The organism is Desulfuromonas sp. DDH964 (assembly GCF_001611275.1).
Classification (GTDB): domain Bacteria; phylum Desulfobacterota; class Desulfuromonadia; order Desulfuromonadales; family DDH964; genus DDH964.
The window spans coordinates 3,465,625-3,483,753 of the sequence record NZ_CP015080.1 but is presented as its reverse complement, the minus strand read 5'-3'; the positions used below and the strand labels follow the sequence as shown (position 1 = coordinate 3,483,753).

18 protein-coding genes and 1 tRNA gene are annotated in these 18,129 nt (G+C 66.0%); all 19 read left to right on the top strand.

What is annotated here, in order from left to right:
• Positions 1-7 precede the first annotated feature (7 nt).
• The 19 genes from rpmE (at position 8) to DBW_RS15845 (ending at position 18,114) form a co-directional block, all read left to right on the top strand.
• The gene (gene rpmE / locus DBW_RS15935; protein ID WP_066728833.1) at positions 8-211 is read left to right on the top strand and encodes a 50S ribosomal protein L31; all 204 of its coding nucleotides are present in this window, start codon (positions 8-10) and stop codon (positions 209-211) included.
• Between the two features lie 188 nt (positions 212-399).
• Positions 400-1,086 carry an FAD-dependent thymidylate synthase gene (thyX, locus tag DBW_RS15930; RefSeq protein ID WP_066728831.1) on the top strand — a complete coding sequence of 229 codons (687 nt, stop codon included), beginning with the start codon at positions 400-402 and terminating at the stop codon, positions 1,084-1,086.
• A gap of 39 nt (positions 1,087-1,125) precedes the next feature.
• Positions 1,126-2,193 (top strand): peptide chain release factor 1, encoded by a 1,068-nt coding sequence (prfA, locus tag DBW_RS15925; RefSeq protein WP_066728829.1) that lies wholly within the window; start codon positions 1,126-1,128, stop codon positions 2,191-2,193.
• A 2-nt stretch (positions 2,194-2,195) separates the two neighbouring features.
• A complete protein-coding gene (gene prmC, locus DBW_RS15920; RefSeq protein WP_082820399.1) occupies positions 2,196-3,044 on the top strand; it encodes a peptide chain release factor N(5)-glutamine methyltransferase in 849 nt (282 codons plus the stop codon).
• A gap of 34 nt (positions 3,045-3,078) precedes the next feature.
• Positions 3,079-4,332, top strand: a complete 1,254-nt coding sequence (murA, locus tag DBW_RS15915) for a UDP-N-acetylglucosamine 1-carboxyvinyltransferase (protein ID WP_066728827.1) — start codon at positions 3,079-3,081, stop codon at positions 4,330-4,332.
• Between the two features lie 28 nt (positions 4,333-4,360).
• A complete protein-coding gene (gene hisG / locus DBW_RS15910; protein WP_066728823.1) occupies positions 4,361-5,023 on the top strand; it encodes an ATP phosphoribosyltransferase in 663 nt (220 codons plus the stop codon).
• A 9-nt stretch (positions 5,024-5,032) separates the two neighbouring features.
• Positions 5,033-6,325: a histidinol dehydrogenase gene (gene hisD / locus DBW_RS15905; RefSeq protein WP_082820398.1), complete on the top strand. Its 1,293-nt coding sequence runs from the start codon at positions 5,033-5,035 to the stop codon at positions 6,323-6,325.
• A 177-nt stretch (positions 6,326-6,502) separates the two neighbouring features.
• Complete coding sequence (hisB, locus tag DBW_RS15900; protein ID WP_066728814.1) at positions 6,503-7,093, top strand: imidazoleglycerol-phosphate dehydratase HisB; 591 nt, start codon at positions 6,503-6,505, stop codon at positions 7,091-7,093.
• A gap of 1 nt (position 7,094) precedes the next feature.
• Complete coding sequence (hisH, locus tag DBW_RS15895; RefSeq protein ID WP_066728812.1) at positions 7,095-7,724, top strand: imidazole glycerol phosphate synthase subunit HisH; 630 nt, start codon at positions 7,095-7,097, stop codon at positions 7,722-7,724.
• A gap of 21 nt (positions 7,725-7,745) precedes the next feature.
• Entirely contained in the window at positions 7,746-8,474 is a 729-nt protein-coding gene (hisA, locus tag DBW_RS15890) for a 1-(5-phosphoribosyl)-5-[(5-phosphoribosylamino)methylideneamino]imidazole-4-carboxamide isomerase (protein WP_066728809.1), read from the top strand.
• A 4-nt stretch (positions 8,475-8,478) separates the two neighbouring features.
• Positions 8,479-9,246 (top strand): imidazole glycerol phosphate synthase subunit HisF, encoded by a 768-nt coding sequence (hisF, locus tag DBW_RS15885; protein ID WP_066728806.1) that lies wholly within the window; start codon positions 8,479-8,481, stop codon positions 9,244-9,246.
• A 152-nt stretch (positions 9,247-9,398) separates the two neighbouring features.
• Positions 9,399-9,725, top strand: coding sequence for a phosphoribosyl-ATP diphosphatase (locus DBW_RS15880; protein ID WP_066728804.1), 327 nt, complete (start codon positions 9,399-9,401; stop codon positions 9,723-9,725).
• Positions 9,726-9,749: 24 nt separating this feature from the next.
• The gene (locus DBW_RS15875; protein WP_066728802.1) at positions 9,750-10,196 is read left to right on the top strand and encodes a GatB/YqeY domain-containing protein; all 447 of its coding nucleotides are present in this window, start codon (positions 9,750-9,752) and stop codon (positions 10,194-10,196) included.
• A 32-nt stretch (positions 10,197-10,228) separates the two neighbouring features.
• Positions 10,229-10,720 (top strand): CvpA family protein, encoded by a 492-nt coding sequence (locus DBW_RS15870; protein ID WP_066728800.1) that lies wholly within the window; start codon positions 10,229-10,231, stop codon positions 10,718-10,720.
• Positions 10,721-10,745: 25 nt separating this feature from the next.
• Positions 10,746-13,115 carry an endonuclease MutS2 gene (locus DBW_RS15865; RefSeq protein WP_066728798.1) on the top strand — a complete coding sequence of 790 codons (2,370 nt, stop codon included), beginning with the start codon at positions 10,746-10,748 and terminating at the stop codon, positions 13,113-13,115.
• Positions 13,112-14,935 (top strand): DNA primase, encoded by a 1,824-nt coding sequence (dnaG, locus tag DBW_RS15860; RefSeq protein ID WP_066728795.1) that lies wholly within the window; start codon positions 13,112-13,114, stop codon positions 14,933-14,935. Before DBW_RS15865 ends, dnaG begins: the two co-directional genes overlap by 4 nt.
• Before the next feature lie 52 nt (positions 14,936-14,987).
• Positions 14,988-16,745: an RNA polymerase sigma factor RpoD gene (rpoD, locus tag DBW_RS15855; RefSeq protein WP_066728793.1), complete on the top strand. Its 1,758-nt coding sequence runs from the start codon at positions 14,988-14,990 to the stop codon at positions 16,743-16,745.
• A gap of 59 nt (positions 16,746-16,804) precedes the next feature.
• A tRNA-Ile gene (locus tag DBW_RS15850) sits at positions 16,805-16,880 on the top strand.
• A 106-nt stretch (positions 16,881-16,986) separates the two neighbouring features.
• Positions 16,987-18,114 (top strand): Nif3-like dinuclear metal center hexameric protein, encoded by a 1,128-nt coding sequence (locus DBW_RS15845; protein ID WP_066728789.1) that lies wholly within the window; start codon positions 16,987-16,989, stop codon positions 18,112-18,114.
• Positions 18,115-18,129: the final 15 nt, after the last annotated feature.

The window sequence follows — 18,129 nt, the reverse complement described above, 5'->3', positions numbered from 1 at the left end:
GACGACCATGAAAGAAGGAATCCACCCCAAGTACCAGGACGTGACCATCAAGTGTCACTGCGGCAACGTCATCGAAACCCGTTCGACCAAGAGCGGTGAAGTCAACACCGAGATCTGCAGTGCCTGCCATCCGTTCTTCACCGGCAAGCAGAAGCTGATGGACACCGCCGGCCGGATCGAGCGTTTCCGCAAGCGCTACGAGCAGAAATAACCAATCTGTCACTGGAGACGGCCCTCCGGGGCCGTCTTTTTTCTCTGTCATCACGACGCCATCGCCGGGACGATCCGTCGTCGTCGCGGAATCAGGAGCAGCCGGCGGGCGCCTAGGCGTCGACCGGCTCTTGCCGTTTTATCGGTCCGGTCCGCTCTTTTGCCCTTCGACAGCAGAAGGTTCCAGAAATGAACGTCCAGCTGTTGACCCATACCCCCGACCCGGAACGGGTCGTCGCCGCCGCTGCCCGGCTCTGCTATTCGGCGGCGGGGATCGACCAGTTGCTGGCCAAGGACCGCTCCGAGCAGGAAGCGCTGCTGCGGAAGATTCTCGGCCTGGGGCATCTTTCGGTCCTCGAGCACGCGGCCTTCACCTTCGGCGTCGAAGGGATCAGCCGCGCCTGCTCCCATCAACTGGTGCGCCACCGTCTCGCCTCCTACTCCCAGCAGAGCCAGCGCTACGTCTCCCACAAGGAACGCTTCGATGCGGTGACTCCGCCCTCGATCGCTGCCCACCCCGAATTGACGGCGCGTTACACCGCTCTGCTGGACGAGGTGCATGCCCTCTACCGGGAGCTGCTCGCAGCGGGTATCCCGGCGGAGGACGCCCGCTTCGTCCTTCCCAACGCGGCCACCACCAAGATCGTGGTGACCATGAATGCCCGTGAGCTGGTGCACTTTTTCGAGCTGCGCTGCTGCCGCCGCGCCCAGTGGGAAATCCGTGACCTAGCGATCCAGATGTTGCGCCTGGCCCGGCAGGCGGCACCGCTCCTCTTTGCCACGGCCGGCCCCGGCTGCCTCAACGGCCCCTGTCCGGAGGGGGCTATGACCTGTGGCGCCATCAGCGCGGTGCGCAGTGAGTTTGGCGCACTCTGAGTCTCTTTTCGCGGAGTCCCCGGGCTCCGCTGGCGGAACATGTTTCAAAAACTCGAAGAAGTCGTCGACCGTTTCCGGGAAGTGGAGGGACTCCTCTCCAGCCCCGGAGTGGTCGCCAACCAGGAAAAATTCCGGGCCCTGACCCGCGAGCACGCCGAGCTGAGCGAGGTGGTGGAAACCTACCGCGCTTACTGCAAGGTGGTCGAGGATGTGGCCGGCAACCGCGAGCTGCTGCGGGATAGTGATCCCGAAATGCGGGAGCTGGCCCGGGCCGAGCTGCCGGGTCTGGAAGCGCGCCAGGAGGAACTGGAGCGGGAGCTGACCCTGCTGCTGCTGCCGAAGGATCCCAACGACGCCAAGAATATCATTCTCGAAATCCGTGCCGGTACCGGCGGCGAGGAGGCCTCCCTCTTTGCCGCCGACCTCTTCCGCATGTATTCCCGCTATGCCGATCGCCAGGGGTGGCGCGTTGAACTGATGAGCGCCTCCGAATCGGACAGTGGCGGCTTCAAGGAGGTCATCGCGCTGATCAGCGGTGACCGGGTCTATTCACGGCTCAAGTTCGAGAGTGGCACCCATCGCGTGCAGCGGGTGCCGGCGACCGAAGCCCAGGGGCGGATTCACACCTCGGCCTGTACCGTCGCCGTCCTCCCCGAAGCCGAGGATGTCGAGCTGGAGATCGACCCGAGCGAGCTGCGCATCGACGTCTATCGCGCCTCCGGCGCCGGCGGGCAGCATGTCAACAAGACCGAGTCGGCAGTGCGCATCACCCACCTGCCGACCGGGACGGTGGTCTCCTGCCAGGACGAGAAATCCCAGCACAAGAACAAGGCGAAGGCGATGAAGGTCCTCAAGTCGCGCATCCTCGACACCATGCAGGCGGCGGCCACCGCCAAACAGGCCGCTGACCGCAAGAGTCAGGTCGGCAGCGGTGACCGCAGCGAGCGGATCCGGACCTACAATTTCCCCCAGGGACGCTGTACCGATCACCGCATCGGGCTCACCCTCTACCGTCTCGAAGCGATCATGGCGGGGGAGATCGACGAGCTGATCGAAGCCCTGGCAACCAGCGCCCAGGCGGCGGCCCTCTCCAGCCAGGAGGCTTGAGCTTGGCGGAGTCCTGGACGGTTCTCAAGATCCTCAAGTGGACCAGCGGCTACCTGGCCGAGCGCGGTATCGACAACGGCCGCCTCGACGCCGAACTGCTCCTCGCCGACCTGCTGCAGCTCGATCGGGTCGGGCTTTATCTCAACTTTGACCGGCCGCTGAATGCGGCCGAACTGACCGATTTCCGGCAGCGGGTCGGTCGCCGGGCGCGGCGCGAACCGCTGCAGTATATCCTTGGCCGCGCCGAGTTCTGGTCGCTGCCGTTTCGTGTTGGGCCGGCGGTTCTGGTTCCCCGTCCCGACACCGAAGTGCTGGTCGAAGAGGCGCTGGCCCGGGCCACGCCGGCGGCCCGTATCCTCGATGTCGGTACCGGCAGCGGGGCGATTGCCGTGGCCCTGGCCCATGAGCTCCCCGCCGCCCGGGTGGCGGCGGTCGATATCTCGAAGGAAGCGCTCCTCCTCGCGGCGGAGAACGCGCGGGTCAACGGCGTCGCCGAACGGGTGACTTTCACCCCGGGCAACCTGCACGCGCTGGCGGATGGCGAGTTCGACCTGGTGGTCGCCAACCCGCCCTATATTGCCGCGACCGACCTCGCCGGCCTGATGCCCGAGGTCAGGGACTTTGAACCGCAGCTCGCCCTGGATGGCGGCAGCGACGGCCTCGACGCCTATCGGGCCCTCGCCCGGCAGGCATCAAAGCTGCTGGTGCCGGGCGGGTGGCTGCTGGTGGAGGTCGGCGCCGGGCAGGCGCCTGCGGTGCAGGAACTGCTGGCGGCAGCCGGTTTCGGCGAGCTCTTTTGCCGAGCTGACTATGCCGGCATCCCGCGGGTGGTGGGCGGCAGGCACATTTAGAGCAGGCCTGGTTTCAGCAAACGGAGTTATCTAATTGGACAAGATCGTCATTCACGGCGGGCAGCGGCTCAAGGGTGAAGTCCTGATCAGCGGGGCCAAGAATGCCGCCCTGCCGCTATTGTTTGCTACCCTGCTGGCGCCGGGGCGGCACCGGCTCGCCAATGTGCCGCAATTGCGGGATATCGATACCGTCGCCGAGCTCTTGACCACCCTCGGAGCGACGGTGGAGCGCGCTGACGGGCTTTTCACGGTCGGCGCCGACGCCATCATGAGTATCGAGGCGCCCTATGAGCTGGTGCGGACCATGCGCGCCTCGGTCCTCGTTCTCGGCCCGCTGCTCGCCCGCCATGGCGAGGCCCGCGTCAGTCTCCCCGGCGGCTGTGCCATCGGCGCCCGGCCGATCAACCTGCACCTCAAGGGGTTCGAGGCGATGGGGGCGAAGATCGTCCTCGATCACGGCTACGTCGAGGCGCGCGCCAAACGCCTCCACGGCGCCCGGATCTATTTCGATCTCCCGACCGTCGGCGGCACCGAAAACCTGATGATGGCGGCCACCCTCGCCAAGGGGACGACCATCCTTGAAAACGCCGCCTGCGAGCCGGAGATCGTCGATCTTGCCAATGCGCTCAATGCCATGGGGGCGCGGATTAGCTGCGCCGGCAGCGACACCGTGACCATCGAGGGGGTCGAGGATTTGCGTCCCCTCGATTACGCGGTGATGCCCGACCGGATCGAGGCCGGCACCTTCATGGTCGCCGCCGCCATCACCCGCGGCGACGTCAAGGTGACCGGAGCCGTGGCCAGTGACCTTGAGGCGCTGATCGCCAAGCTGCGCGACGCCGGCGCCGAGATTGTCGAAGAGAGCGGCGGCTTGCGGGTCAAGGGACCGCGCCGGATCGAGTCGGTCAATATCAAGACCCATCCCCATCCCGGCTTCCCGACCGACATGCAGGCCCAGTTCATGGCGCTGATGACCCTCGGCCAGGGGACGAGCGTGATCAGCGAGAATGTCTTCGAAAACCGCTTCATGCACGTCTGCGAGCTGCAGCGGATGGGGGCCGATATCAGCATCGAGGGGCACAGCGCCACCGTCAAGGGGGTCAAGGGGCTGACCGGCGCCCCGGTGATGGCGACCGACCTGCGCGCCAGCGCCTCGCTGATTCTCGCCGGCCTCGCCGCGGACAACACCACCGAGGTGGCGCGCATCTACCATCTCGATCGCGGCTACGAACGGATCGAAACCAAACTCAAACAACTGGGCGCCGATATCGAGCGGGTCCGGGCCTGAACCGCCCCCCGGCGACGAGGATCAGGAGATGAGCGACTACATTACCTTCGCCCTGCCCAAAGGGCGCATCATGCAGGATTCGATGGCGCTCTTTGCCAAGATCGGCATCACCTGCCCGGAGATGGAAGGGGGGAGCCGCAAACTCGTCTTCGAGAACCGGGCGGACAAGTACCGCTTCATGGCGGTGCGCGCCACCGACGTTCCGACCTACGTCGAATACGGCTGTGCCGACATCGGCGTGGTCGGCAAGGACACCCTCCTCGAACAGGGGAAGGATCTCTACGAACCCCTCGACCTCAAGTTCGGCTACTGCCGGATGGTGGTCGCCGAGCCGAAGGCGCTCCACGACCGGCCCGACCCGGCCAACTGGTCGAACATCCGGGTGGCGACCAAGTACCCCAACGTCACCGAGCGCTTCTTCGCCGCCAAGGGGATCCAGGTGGAGCTGATCAAGCTCTACGGCTCCATCGAACTGGCGCCCCTGGTCGGGCTGGCCGAGCGGATCGTCGACCTCGTCTCCACCGGTGCGACCCTGAAGGAGAATGGCATGGTCGAGGTCGAGACCATCGCCGAGATCACCACCCGGCTGATCGTCAACCGCGCCAGTCTGAAGACCAAGCACCAGCGCATCACCCGCATCATCGAGGGGCTGGAGCAGGTGATCGACAGCGAAGTGCGGATTTCGCAATAGGGAGTTGCCATGATCCAGTTGCTGCGTTTCAGCGATGCCGGGTTCGAAGCGGCGCTGAAAAAGATCGTCGAGCGCGGGGCCGCGCCGCCGGCCGGGGTCGAACAGACCGTCCGCGACATTCTCGCCGCGGTGCGCGAGCGGGGGGACGCGGCCCTGTTCGAATACACGGCCCGCTTTGACCGCCTCGAACTCGACGCGGCCAGCATCGAGGTGACCGCCGCCGAGATCGAAGCCGCCATCGCCGCGGTCGCTGCCGACGACCTGGCGGCGCTGCGCCTCGCCGCCGAGCGCATCGCCTCCTTTCACGCCAAACAGAAGCAGGAGACCTGGCTCTCGACCGACGAAGACGACGTCCTGCTCGGCCAGATGGTGCGACCCCTCGACCGGGTCGGCATCTACGTTCCTGGCGGCAAGGCCGCCTACCCGAGCTCGGTGCTGATGAACGCGGTGCCGGCCAGGGTCGCTGGTGTTGGCGAAGTGATCATGGTGGTGCCGATGCCCGGAGGCGAGGTCAATCCCCACGTACTGGCGGCGGCCCACCTTGCCGGGGTCGACCGGATCTTCAAACTCGGTGGCGCCCAGGCGGTCGCCGCCCTCGCCTATGGCACCGAGAGTGTCCCCAAGGTCGACAAGATCACCGGTCCCGGCAATATCTACGTCGCCACCGCCAAGCAGCTCGTATTCGGTGCCGTCGACATCGACATGATCGCCGGGCCGAGCGAGATCCTGATTATCAATGACGGCAGCGGCAGTCCGGCCCACCTCGCCGCCGATCTTCTCGGCCAGGCCGAGCATGACGAGCTCGCCTCCTCGGTGCTGATTACCACCGACGCGGCGTTTGCCGAGCAGGTGCGGGCCGAGGTTGAACGGCAGCTGGCGCAGCTGCCGCGGCAGGGGATCGCCCGGCAGTCGATCGATGCCTTCGGCGCGTTGATTATCGCCCGCGACCTCGACGAGGCGATCGCCTTCTCCAACCGCATCGCCCCCGAGCACCTCGAATTGGCGGTGGCCAATCCCTTCGAGATCCTGGCGCAGATCCGTCATGCCGGGGCGATCTTCATGGGGCATCATACCCCGGAGGCCGCCGGCGACTACCTCGCCGGGCCCAACCACACTCTGCCGACGGGGGGCACCGCGCGCTTCTTCTCGCCGCTGTCGGTCGACGACTTTGTCAAGAAATCGAGCATCGTCAGCTTCTCAAGGGCGGGGCTCAAGCGGCTGGGGAACGAGATCGTGCGCATCGCCGAGCTGGAAGGGCTGTCGGCCCATGCCCGGTCGGTCTCCTTGCGGCTGAAAAGTTAAGGATAATTTTGAATCTCAGGTGGGTCGAATTCCCCGAAGCTTGCTTCGATGAAAGCGATCAATCTAAACTTTTGATACCCCGTAGCTTGCTGCGGGGAGATTCATTTTTGAATTATAGATTTTGAATTTAATTCAGAATTCAAAATTCGAAATTCAAAATTGCCTTTTGGAGGAATTATGTCCCGCAGCGCGACCATCGAACGCAAGACCAAGGAGACCAGGATCCGCATCGAGTTGCGTCTCGACGGCAAGGGAGAGAGCGCCATCGAGACCGGCGTTCCCTTCTTCGATCACATGCTGACGCAGATCGCCCGCCACGGTTTCTTCGACCTGACCATCGCCGCCCGGGGCGACCTGGAGATCGACGCCCACCACACCGTGGAGGATGTCGGGATTTGTCTTGGCGAAGCCTTCAAGCAGGCGCTTGGTGACAAGGCGGGGATTCGCCGTTACGGTCGCGGCACGATGCCGATGCACGAGGCCCTCGCCTCGGTGGTTCTCGACTTCTCCGGCCGGCCGTTTCTGGTTTACAACGTCCCCCTGCCCAAGGCCCAGGTCGGCAACTTCGAGGTCGAACTGGTCGAGGAGTTTTTCACCGCCTTCTGCAACCACGGCGGCGTGAACATCCACGCCAACCTCGCCTATGGCGACAATCTCCACCACATCATCGAGGCGCTCTTCAAAGCCTTCGCCCGGGCCCTCGATGACGCCTGCGGGCTCGACCCGCGCATCGAGGGGGTCCTCTCCAGCAAGGGGAAACTCGAGTAGCATGGACAACATCGTCATCATCGATTACGGCATGGGCAACCTGCGCTCGGCGCAGAAATCCTTCGAGCGGGTCGGTTATGCTGCCCAGCTGAGCAGCGACCCGGCCGATATCGCCCGGGCCGACAAGCTGGTCCTCCCCGGCGTCGGCGCCTTTCGCGACTGCATCGGCAACCTGCGCGCCGGCGGTTTCGTCGCGCCGCTCAAGGCCCATGTCGCCGCCGGTAAGCCGCTGCTCGGCATCTGTGTCGGCCTGCAGCTCCTCTTCACCGAGAGCGAGGAGTTCGGCCGCCACCAGGGGCTCGGGATCATCCCCGGCAGGGTGGTGCGTTTTCCCGCCGGCATGCAGCGGGACGGCGAGGAGCTCAAGGTGCCGCACATGGGGTGGAACGATCTGCAGATCCGCCGTCCCGCGCCGATTTTTCAGGGAATCGAAGACGGAAGCTTCGTCTACTTCGTGCACTCCTACTACGCGATTCCCGACGATCCGGCCCTGGTGGCGGCGGAAGCGACCTACGGCGAGATCACTTTCTGCGCCGCGGTCTGGCAGGGGAATGTCATGGCCACCCAGTTTCATCCCGAGAAGAGCCAGGGGGTGGGGCTGGAGATCGTGCGCAACTTCGCCGCGATGTAATTTCTAGCTGAAGGATAAGCAATGCTCGTCATACCCGCCATCGACCTGAAGGAAGGCCGCTGTGTTCGACTCGAACAGGGGCTGATGGAAAAGGACACCGTCTACAGCGACGACCCCGGCGCCCAGGCCCGGAGCTGGCAGGACCAGGGGGGAGAGCTCCTCCACATCGTCGATCTCGACGGCGCTTTCGCCGGCGTGCCGAAGAACAAGGCGGCGATCGCGGCGATCGTCAAGGCGATTAGCATCCCGACCGAGCTCGGCGGCGGCATCCGCGACCTGGCAACGATCGAGGCTTATCTTGACCTCGGGATCGATCGGGTCATCCTCGGCACCGTCGCCAAGGAGAACCCGGCCCTGGTGGCGGAAGCCTGCCGGAAGTTTCCCGGTCATATCGTCGTCGGCATCGATGCCAAGGACGGCCTGGTGGCGGTGCGCGGCTGGGCCGAAGTGACGGCAAAAAAGGCCACCGACCTCGCCCGCGAGATGGAGGGGCTGGGGGTGTCGGCGATCATCTATACCGACATCGCCCGCGACGGCATGCTGCAGGGGCCGAACCTCGAGGCGACCGGGGCTCTTGCCGAGGCGATCTCCATCCCGGTCATCGCCAGCGGCGGCGTCTCCAGCCTGCAGGATATCCGCAACCTGCTGGCAATCGAAGCCAAGGGGGTCGCCGGGGTGATCACCGGCAAGGCGATCTACACCGGCAGCCTCGATCTGCGCGAGGCGGTGAGAATCGCCAAGGGGCAATAGAACCATGCTGACTAAACGCATCATCCCCTGTCTCGACGTCAAGGACGGCCGCGTTGTCAAGGGGGTCCAGTTTCTGGAGCTGCGCGACGCCGGCGACCCGGTGGAAGCGGCCGCGGCCTACGACGCCCAGGGGGCCGATGAACTGACCTTTCTTGACATTACCGCCTCGAGTGACAATCGTGGCATCATCCTCGACGTGGTGCGGCGCACCGCGGAGCGGGTCTTCATGCCGTTGACGGTCGGCGGCGGGGTGCGCAGCGTCGACGATATCCGCAACCTGCTCAACGCCGGCGCCGACAAGGTCTCGATCAATACTGCGGCGGTCCATCGCCCCGAGTTCGTGCAGGAGGCGGCGCAGCGTTTCGGCTCCCAGTGTACCGTGGTGGCGATCGACGCCCGCCGCGTTCCGGGGAGCGACCCGCAGCGCTGGGAGGTCTATACCCACGGTGGCCGCAACCCGACCGGGATTGACGCGGTGGAGTGGGCAGTACGCATGGAAGCCTATGGCAGCGGCGAGATTCTCCTCACCTCGATGGATTGCGACGGCACCAAGGACGGCTACGATCTCGGCCTGACCCGGGCGGTGAGCGATGCGGTGTCGATCCCGGTGATCGCTTCCGGCGGCGTCGGCAACCTCGAGCATATCCGCGCCGGCCTCGTCGAAGGGGGGGCTTCCGCCGCCCTGGCGGCGAGCATATTTCACTTCCGCGAATACACCATTGGCGAGTGCAAGGAGTACCTGCGTGAGCATGGTGTGCCGGTGCGGCTGTAATACTAACTAATTCACTTAAGCCACAGAGACACTGAGACACAGAGAAGTTCTAAGGCGTCTGGATTTTTCATCACGGCCATAGACTTTCTTCAATTCCTGGGTTTCCTCCGTCTCCTCTGTGCCTCTGTGGCAAGGCTTGAAGGTTATAAATCATGACGGATCAACAAGACATTCTCGCCGCCGTCTACCAGGTGATCCAGGAGCGCAAGGCGGCCTCCGCCGAAAGTTCCTACGTCGCCTCCCTCTTCGCCAAGGGGCTCGACAAGATCCTCGGCAAGATCGGCGAGGAGGCGGTGGAGACCGCCGTCGCCGCCAAGGGGGGGGATCCCGACCAGGTGATCTACGAGATGGCCGATCTCTGGTTCCACTGCCTGGTCCTGCTCGGCCACTACGATCTGCCGCCGGAGCAGGTGCTCGACGAGCTGCGGCGTCGTTTCGGTCTCTCCGGGATCGAGGAAAAAGCGAGCCGCAACAAGTAACCGCCAACCGCGAGGATAGAAGCCATGACGATCCAGGAACGCCTCACCGAGGCGATGAAAGTAGCGATGAGGGCCAAGGATTCCCTGCGCCTGAACACCATTCGCATGATGCGCACCGCGATCAAGAACCGCGAGATCGATACCCGCAGCGAGCTGAGCGAGACCGAGGCGATCAGCATCCTCTCGACGCTGGTCAAGCAGCGGCGGGAGTCGGCCGCAGCCTACCGCAACGGAGGACGCGACGACCTCGCCGCCAAGGAAGAGCAGGAACTGGCGATCGTCCAGGAATTTCTCCCTTCCCAGCTCGACGAGGCCGGGATCCGGGAATTGATCGAAAAAGCGGTGCTGGAGACGGGCGCCGTCTCGCCCAAGGACATGGGGAAGGTGATGAAGGTGGTCAGCGCCCAGACTACGGGGCGGGCGGACGGCCGGCTGGTGAGTGAACTGGTCAAGGCGCGTCTCGCCGGCTGATTGAGCGCGCTCCCCCCGGGCGCGGAGCGGAAATGAACTTCTTCGATATCGCCATTCTGGTCGTCCTCGCCGCCTTCCTTCTCAAGGGGGTGCTGCGCGGACTGCTCAAGGAGATCTGCTCCCTGCTCGGGCTGGTGGTTGGCAGCCTGGTGGCGCTCCGTTTTCATGGCGAACTGGCGGAGACCATGGCCAGCTCCTTCCGCCTGCCGCCGGCGTTCTGCGCCGCTGTCACCTTCGGCCTCCTCTTCCTCGCCGCGGTGCTGGTCTTCTGGGGAATCGGCTTCCTGCTGACGCGCTTCGTCAAGCTCCTCTTTCTTGGCGGCATGAACCGGGTGGCCGGGGGGTTCTTCGGCCTCGCCGAGGGGGTGCTGCTGCTGGCGGTGATTCTCTACTCCCTCGGCAGTGGCGGGTCGCCGACCTTTTTGCAACCCTCACTGAAGTCGTCGCAGCTGGCGCCCCCCTTCCGCACCCTGGGGGCCGATGTCTTTCGCGGCGGGCATCGCCTGCTGGAGGACTGGAAATGACCGGGCGGTCGGGGCGGGAGGCGGCATGAGCGCCACATCGCTGCGGCTGCTCGAATTCGACAAGGTGGTGACCCTCCTCGCCGGCTTCAGCGTGACCGGGCCCGGACGGGAGCGGCTGCTGGCGCTGCGCCCCTTGTCCGAGCGTTCCATGGTCGCTGCTGAATTACAGGCGGCCGGGGAGATGCAGCGCCACCTCGAACAGTCCGGCGCCCCGCCCCTCGGCGGCGCCTGCGACCTGCAGGGGCATCTCCGCCAGGTGCGGGCCGAGGGGAGCTGGCTGCCGCCGCCGGCGCTTCTCGAAGTGCGCACCAGCCTCGAGGCGGCGGCTGCCTGCCGCCGCAGCTTCCTGGCGGCGCCGGACGCCCCCCTGCTGCAGGAGCTGAGCCGCGGTCTGACCGAGTGCCGCGGCGTGGCCCGGGATTTGGGCCAGAGCATCGGTCCGCGCGGCGAGATCCTCGACGGCGCCTCTTTTGAACTCGGCGAGCTGCGCCGGGAGATCCAGCAGCTACGGGGGCGCATCCGGCGCAGCCTGGAGAACCTTCTCGCCCGGGAGTCGCTGGCCGGGGCGTTCCAGGACCGCCTCGTCACCGAGCGTGGCGGTCGCTACGTGGTGCCGGTGCGGGCCGATCACCGCGGCCAGGTCAAGGGGTTCATCCACGACGAGTCGGCGAGCGGGCAGACCCTCTACATCGAGCCGACGCTCGTCCTCGAGGCGAACAACGACCTGCAGACCGCCCTGCGCGAGGAGAAGCGCGAGGAAGAGCGGGTGCTGCGGCGACTGGCCGCGGCGGTGCGCGGTGTTGGGGCTGAGCTGGCGACCAACCAGGAACTGCTGGCCCGCCTCGACAACTACGCCGCCATCGGCCGTTTTGCCCGCCAGGCCGGGGCCTGTGCGCCGCAGCTGAGTGACGAACCGTGCCTCGAGCTGCGCGGCGCCCGTCACCCGCTGCTCCTCTTCGCCGCCGATGGCGCGCCCCGTCCCGATCAGGCGGTGCCGATCGATCTCCTGCTCGGGCGCGGCTGCGAAGTGCTGGTGATCAGCGGGCCCAACACCGGCGGCAAGACGGTGGCCCTGAAGACCGCCGGCCTGCTGCAGCTGATGGTGGCCGCCGGGGTGCCGATCCCGTGCCGGCCCGAGAGCCGGGTCCATCTCTTCGGCCGGGTCTTTGCCGATATCGGCGACGAACAGAGCATCGAGGCGGCGCTCTCGACCTTTTCCGGTCACCTGACGCGGATGCGCGCGATTCTCGCCGCCGCCGACGGCGACTCGCTGGTCCTGATCGACGAGGCGGGGACCGGGACCGATCCGGCGGAAGGGGCGGCGCTGGCGCTGGCGCTGCTCGACGAGCTGCGGCAACGGGGGGCGCGGGTGATCCTGACCACCCACCTCAACCTGATCAAGGGCTATGCCCAGCTGCAGGAGGAGGTGGAGAACGCAGCGGTCGAATTCGATCCGCAGACCCTGGCGCCGACCTACCGGCTCCACTACGGCATCCCCGGGGCGAGCAACGCCTTCACCATCGCCCGCCTCCTCGGACTGCCGGCGGCGGTCCTGGCCCGGGCCGAAGCCTACCTCGGCAGCGATGAGCGGGAAGGGCTCGACCTGATCGAGCGGCTCAACCGCCTGACCCGGGAAGTGGCGGAGGAGCGGGAAACCGCCCGCCAGCTGCGGGCCCAGGCCGATCAGGAGCGGGAAAAACGCCGCCGCCTGCTGGGCGAGCTGGAACAGGAGCGGCGCCGCATTCTCGAAAAAGCGACCCGTCGCGGCGAAGCGCTGGTGCGCCAGGCCGAAGAGCGGTTGCGCGCCCTGCTCGACGCGGCGGCGCAGGCCGGCCACGCCGCACCGCCGCTGCGGGCCGAGCTCCTCGGCCAGTTGCGGGAGGTTCGCAGCGAGGTCGCAGCGCAGCAGCCGGAAGCCGCACGCCAGGCCGAAGCACCGCGGGAGGTTGCGGTTGGCGAGCGGGTCCGGATCGTCCCCCTCGACACCGAAGCCGAGGTGCTGCGCTGCAGTGGGGAGACGGTCGAACTCTCCGCCGGTGGCAAGAAGTTGCGCCTGCCGCTGACCGCCCTGGAGGCTTACCGTCCGCGACGCTTTGCCCGGGAAGCCGGTCCGGCGCAGGTGCGCAGCAAAATCGAGCGGGACGGCTTTGAGTCGAAGCTGGTGCTGGTCGGCCAGCGCGTCGAGGCGGCGCTGGAGCGGCTCGACAGGTTTCTCGACGACGCCCTGCTGCAGGGCCTGCGCGAGGTCGAGGTGGTCCATGGCAGCGGTGAGGGGATCCTGCGGCGGGCGGTGCGCGAACACCTCGCCGCGCACCGCGAGGTCACTGCCTTCCGTGCCGCGCTCCCCGAACAGGGGGGCGAAAACGTGACGGTTGCCGAATTGAGGGGTGGATGACGGGCCGCATACCGGAAGAGAAGATCCAGGAGATCCGCGAGCGCACCGACATCGTCGAGGTCGTCTCCGGCTACCTGCCGCTCAAGCGCTCCGGGGCGAACCACCAGGGACTCTGCCCGTTCCATGGCGAGAAGACCCCCTCCTTCAATGTCAACAGCACGCGGCAGATCTTTCACTGCTTCGGCTGCGGTGTCGGCGGCAACGTCTTCGCCTTTCTGATGCAGATCGAAGGGCTCTCCTTTCCCGAAGCGGTGCGCCGCCTCGGGGAACGGGTCGGCGTCGAAATCCCCGAGGAGGCCCCCTCGCCCGCGGAGCTGCGCCGTCGCGAGGAGGAGGAGCGGCTGATCCGGATCAACGAGGTCGCCTGCGAGTTCTACCACCACATCCTCCTCGAGGCTCCGGAAGGGGCGGCGGCCCGCAGTTACCTGCGCCAGCGCGGCTACGACGGCGAGACCGCCCGGCGTTTTCGCCTCGGCTACGCCCCGGAGAGCTGGGATGCGCTGGCGCGGCACCTGGCGACAAAGGGGTTCGACGCGGAGCTGGTCCGCGACCGCCTCGGGCTGCTGCGGGCGGGCAGGGAGGGGCGCAGCGATATCGACCTGTTCCGGCGTCGGCTCCTCTTTCCGATCTTCGACCTGCGCGGCCAGGTGGTCGCCTTCGGGGGCCGGGTCCTCGATGACGCGCTGCCCAAATACATCAATTCGCCCGAGTCCCCCATATACCACAAGGGGCGGACCCTCTTCGGCCTCTACCAGGCTAGGGAGGCGATGCGGCGGGAAGGGGCCGGGATTGTCGTCGAGGGCTACTTCGACCAGCTGGCGCTGGTCCGGGCCGGGTTCGAGAATGTGGTCGCCAGCTGCGGGACGGCGCTGACCGAGGACCACGCCCGGCTCCTCAAGCGTTACTGCGACAAGCTGCTGCTCCTCTTCGACCAGGACAGCGCCGGCCAGAAGGCGACCTTTCGCGCCATGGACGTGCTGCTGGCGACGGGCCTGTCCACCGAGGTGGTCCCCCTCGCCGCCGGTGAGGACCCCGACTCCTTCCTCGCCCGCCACGGCGTCGAGAAGTTCCGGGACCGTCTCGCCGCGGCGCGGCCGGTCCTTGAGGTCTTTATCGACCACACCCTCGCCGGTGAGGCCTCCGATATCGCCGGCCAGGCGCGGGCGGTGGAGCTGATCCTCGGCAAGCTGCGGCTGCTGCCGAGCGAGATCGAGCGCAGCCTCTACCTGCAGAACCTGGCGCGCCGTACCGGCCTCGATGCCGGGCTTCTGGCGCGCAAGCTCGGCGCCGAGCCGCCCCGGCGCGCGCAGCCGGTGAGCCCGCGCCCGGTTGCGGCACCGGTCGGGACTGCGCCGCCCCGGCGCCGTCAGCTTGCGGCCGACCCCGGGGAGAAGAGCCAGGACTGGCTGCTGAACCTGATGATTGCCGAGCCGACCATCCGCAGCCAGGTCGCCAGTGAAGGGGTGGAGAGCTTCTTTGCCGACGATGACCGGCGCGCGATCGCCGAGCGGATTCTCGCCCTCGGCAGCGAGACCGATGCGATCGAGGCCTCCCGGCTCGGCGATTCCTTGACCGCCGCGCAAAATGCGTTATTGTCGGGTATTCTTGTAAAGGATGAAAAAGCCTTCGACGAGGATCCGGAAGCGATCTTCGCCGGTTGCCGCAAGGCGACCGGCCGCGAACGATTGAAGCAGCGCAGCCGGGCCGTCATGGCCGAGATCCAGGAAGCCCAGCTGCAGGGTGATTTGCAACGGCAGAACGAACTGAATCGGGAACTGATCGCTATCAACAAGCAGCTCAAGACGCTGCCCAGGGTTTGACCCATAGACATCTTCGACCACCGGATGTGTCGCGAGAGGAGAATTCGCGCAAATGGCCAAAAAGACCAGCATGGAAGAAGTCCAGCAACTGATCGATCTCGGCAAGGAGAAGGGGTACTTGACCTACGATGAAGTCAACGACCTGTTGCCGCCCGATATGGTCTCCTCCGATCAGCTCGATGATGTCATGAGCATGTTCGGGGAGATGGATATCGAGGTCGTCGACTCGGAGCAGAAGATTGCTCTGCGCAAGGACCAGGGGCTCGACGAAGAGGCGGCGGAGGACGAGGAGGACGAGGACTCCGAATTCGAAGCCGGCGTCCTCGGACGGACCTCCGACCCGGTGCGCATGTACCTGCGCGAGATGGGGCAGGTCTCGCTCCTGACCCGGGAAGGCGAGGTCGAGATCGCCAAGCGCATCGAGGAGGGGGAGGCCCTGGTGACGCGGGTGATCATGAAGACCCCGATCGCCTTCAAGGAGATCATCTCCCTGGGCGAGCGCCTCGAGAAGGAGCAGATCAGCGTCGCCGAGATCACCAAGGAGTACGAGGAGGAAGAGGGGAGCGAGGAGGAGGAGAAGCAGCGCCAGCGCATCCTCGGCCTGGTCGGGCAGATCCGCGAACTCGACGATAACTTCACCCTGCTGCGGGAAAAGCTCGCCGGCGAGATCACCAAGGAAGAGAAGAAGGCTCTCGACAAGGAGGCCAAGGACGCCAAGGCGCAGATGTCCGACCTGATGCGCCAGATCCGCCTCAAGGATTTTCAGGTGGCGAAGATCGTCGATCGCCTCAAGGAGCTGGCCCAGCAGGTCAAGAAAGGGAACGCCGAGGTGCATGCGTGCGAGGCGGAGCTCAATCTCCCCCACAAGGAGATCAAACGCCAGCTGCGGCGGATGCGCAAGAGCGACGAGGAGGCCCTCAAGGTCTCGGCCGAACTCAAGGTCCCGGTCGATGCCCTGCTGGTGGTCGAAAAGCGCCTCAAGGGGGCGCAGCGCAAGTTCAAGCGCGTCGAGGAGGAGTCGGGCTTCGCCCCCGAGGAGCTCCTCGATTCGCTGAAGGAAGTGCAGAAGGGGGAGTGGCGCGCCAAGTCGGCCAAGACCGAGCTGGTCGAGGCCAACCTGCGCCTGGTCGTCTCCATCGCCAAGAAGTACACCAACCGTGGCCTGCAGTTTCTCGACCTGATCCAGGAAGGGAACATCGGACTGATGAAGGCGGTCGACAAGTTCGAATACCAGCGCGGCTACAAGTTCTCCACCTACGCTACCTGGTGGATCCGCCAGGCGATCACCCGCGCCATCGCCGACCAGGCCCGCACCATCCGCATCCCAGTGCACATGATCGAGACGATCAACAAGCTGATCCGCACCAGTCGCCAGCTGGTCCAGGAGATCGGCCGCGAACCGATCCCCGAGGAGATCGCCGAGCGTATGGAGCTGCCGCTGGAGAAGGTGCGCCGGGTCCTCAAGATCGCCAAGGAGCCGATCTCCCTGGAGACACCGATCGGCGAGGAGGAAGACTCCTCCCTTGGCGATTTCATCGAGGACAAGGGGGTGGTTTCGCCACTCGAAGCGGTGATCAAGGGGAACCTCTCGGACCAGACGGCGCGGGTCCTCTCCACCCTGACGCCGCGGGAAGAGAAGGTGCTGCGGATGCGGTTCGGGATTGGTGAGAAGTCGGATCACACCCTGGAGGAGGTCGGCCAGGACTTCGCGGTCACCCGCGAGCGGATCCGGCAGATCGAGGCCAAGGCGCTGCGCAAGCTGCGCCATCCGAGCCGCGCCAAGCGTCTCAAGTCGTTCGTGGAAAGCTGACCGGTCGGTAAAAGGCCTTGACAGGCCCGGCCGGGAGGCCTAAACTCAACCCTTCATTCGGGCCTATAGCTCAGCTGGTAGAGCCACCGGCTCATAACCGGTCGGTCCCAGGTTCGAATCCTGGTGGGCCCACCATACAGAGCGAGATGAGTCGGAAACTCACATTGACATATACCCGGTCCTGAACCCGAAAGGAGTGCAACGACACAACAGTTGCACTCTTTTTTTTCCACCCGTCGCCATGCCCAGAGAACGCACGACCCGCATCCAGGACCTCGTCGGTCTGGTCCATTCGCTCTTCCCGCCCAGCCTCGCCGAGGAATGGGACAATTCCGGCCTGCAGATCGGAGATCCTGCCGCTCCTGTCACCCGGGTCCTGGTCGCCCTCGATCCGACCCCGGCGGCGGTCGATAGGGCTATCGAACTCGGCGCCGGACTGCTTCTGACCCACCATCCGCTGCTGCTCCGTCCCCTGCGCAGTGTTACCCCGGGGGACGAGGCCGGCCGGGTGGTGCTGGCCGCTGCCCGCCACCAGGTGGCGATTCTCAGTGCTCACACCAACCTCGACCGGGCGGCCGGCGGTCTCAACGACTGGCTGGCGTCCCGTTTGGACCTGGTCCAATGCCAGCCCCTGGCCGCGGGCGATGCCGATCTGCTCAAGCTGGTGGTCTTCGTGCCGGCGGGGCACGAGGAAGCGGTGGCCGAAGCGCTCTTTGCTGCCGGCGCCGGCCAGGTCGGCGGCTATGACCGCTGCTCCTTCCGCACTGCCGGCACCGGGACCTTTCGTCCCGGTACCGGGACCAGCCCCTTCCTCGGCCGGGTCGGTGCGACCGAGCAGACCGAGGAGTTGCGGCTGGAGACGATCCTGCCGCGGGCCCTGGTCAACAAGGCCCTGGAGCGTTTGCAGCGCGCCCATCCCTACGAAGAGGTCGCTTTCGATTTGATCCCCCTGGCCAATCGGCGTGCCGATGTCGGTCTCGGCCGCATCGGCCGGCTGGCCGAACCGGTCACCCTCGATCGTTTCGCCGCCCGCGTCAAAGAGGCCCTTGGTTGCGCCAGCCTGCGCCTGGCCGGCGCCGTCCCGGCGCAGATCGCCAAGGTCGCGGTCTGTGGTGGCAGTGGCGCCTCGCTCCTTAACGAGGCAGCAAGGCAGGGCGCGGATGTGCTGGTAACCGGGGATGTCAAATATCACGAGGCCCGTTACGCGGAAAGTCTCAACCTGACCCTGGTCGATGCCGGGCACTTTGCCACCGAACGGATTGCTGTCACCGAATTGGCCACCCTGCTTGACCGCAGGGCGCGGGAGCGGGGCCTGGCCGTTGAATTCATGGAAATGGGGGGTGAGACCGATCCGTTCCGGGTCGTCTGATCCCCCGTTCCGTTT

Bases quoted from the DNA above. Each gene is read 5' to 3' on its own strand.
- rpoD (WP_066728793.1), top strand. From the start codon at position 14,988: ATGGCCAAAAAGACCAGCATGGAAGAAGTCCAGCAACTGATCGATCTC.
- DBW_RS15880 (WP_066728804.1), top strand. From the start codon at position 9,399: ATGACGGATCAACAAGACATTCTCGCCGCCGTCTACCAGGTGATCCAG.
- rpmE (WP_066728833.1), top strand. From the start codon at position 8: ATGAAAGAAGGAATCCACCCCAAGTACCAGGACGTGACCATCAAGTGT.
- hisH (WP_066728812.1), top strand. From the start codon at position 7,095: ATGGACAACATCGTCATCATCGATTACGGCATGGGCAACCTGCGCTCG.
- DBW_RS15870 (WP_066728800.1), top strand. From the start codon at position 10,229: ATGAACTTCTTCGATATCGCCATTCTGGTCGTCCTCGCCGCCTTCCTT.
- prfA (WP_066728829.1), top strand. From the start codon at position 1,126: ATGTTTCAAAAACTCGAAGAAGTCGTCGACCGTTTCCGGGAAGTGGAG.
- DBW_RS15845 (WP_066728789.1), top strand. From the start codon at position 16,987: ATGCCCAGAGAACGCACGACCCGCATCCAGGACCTCGTCGGTCTGGTC.
- hisD (WP_082820398.1), top strand. From the start codon at position 5,033: ATGATCCAGTTGCTGCGTTTCAGCGATGCCGGGTTCGAAGCGGCGCTG.
- hisG (WP_066728823.1), top strand. From the start codon at position 4,361: ATGAGCGACTACATTACCTTCGCCCTGCCCAAAGGGCGCATCATGCAG.
- DBW_RS15865 (WP_066728798.1), top strand. From the start codon at position 10,746: ATGAGCGCCACATCGCTGCGGCTGCTCGAATTCGACAAGGTGGTGACC.
- thyX (WP_066728831.1), top strand. From the start codon at position 400: ATGAACGTCCAGCTGTTGACCCATACCCCCGACCCGGAACGGGTCGTC.
- hisB (WP_066728814.1), top strand. From the start codon at position 6,503: ATGTCCCGCAGCGCGACCATCGAACGCAAGACCAAGGAGACCAGGATC.
- hisA (WP_066728809.1), top strand. From the start codon at position 7,746: ATGCTCGTCATACCCGCCATCGACCTGAAGGAAGGCCGCTGTGTTCGA.
- dnaG (WP_066728795.1), top strand. From the start codon at position 13,112: ATGACGGGCCGCATACCGGAAGAGAAGATCCAGGAGATCCGCGAGCGC.
- hisF (WP_066728806.1), top strand. From the start codon at position 8,479: ATGCTGACTAAACGCATCATCCCCTGTCTCGACGTCAAGGACGGCCGC.
- DBW_RS15875 (WP_066728802.1), top strand. From the start codon at position 9,750: ATGACGATCCAGGAACGCCTCACCGAGGCGATGAAAGTAGCGATGAGG.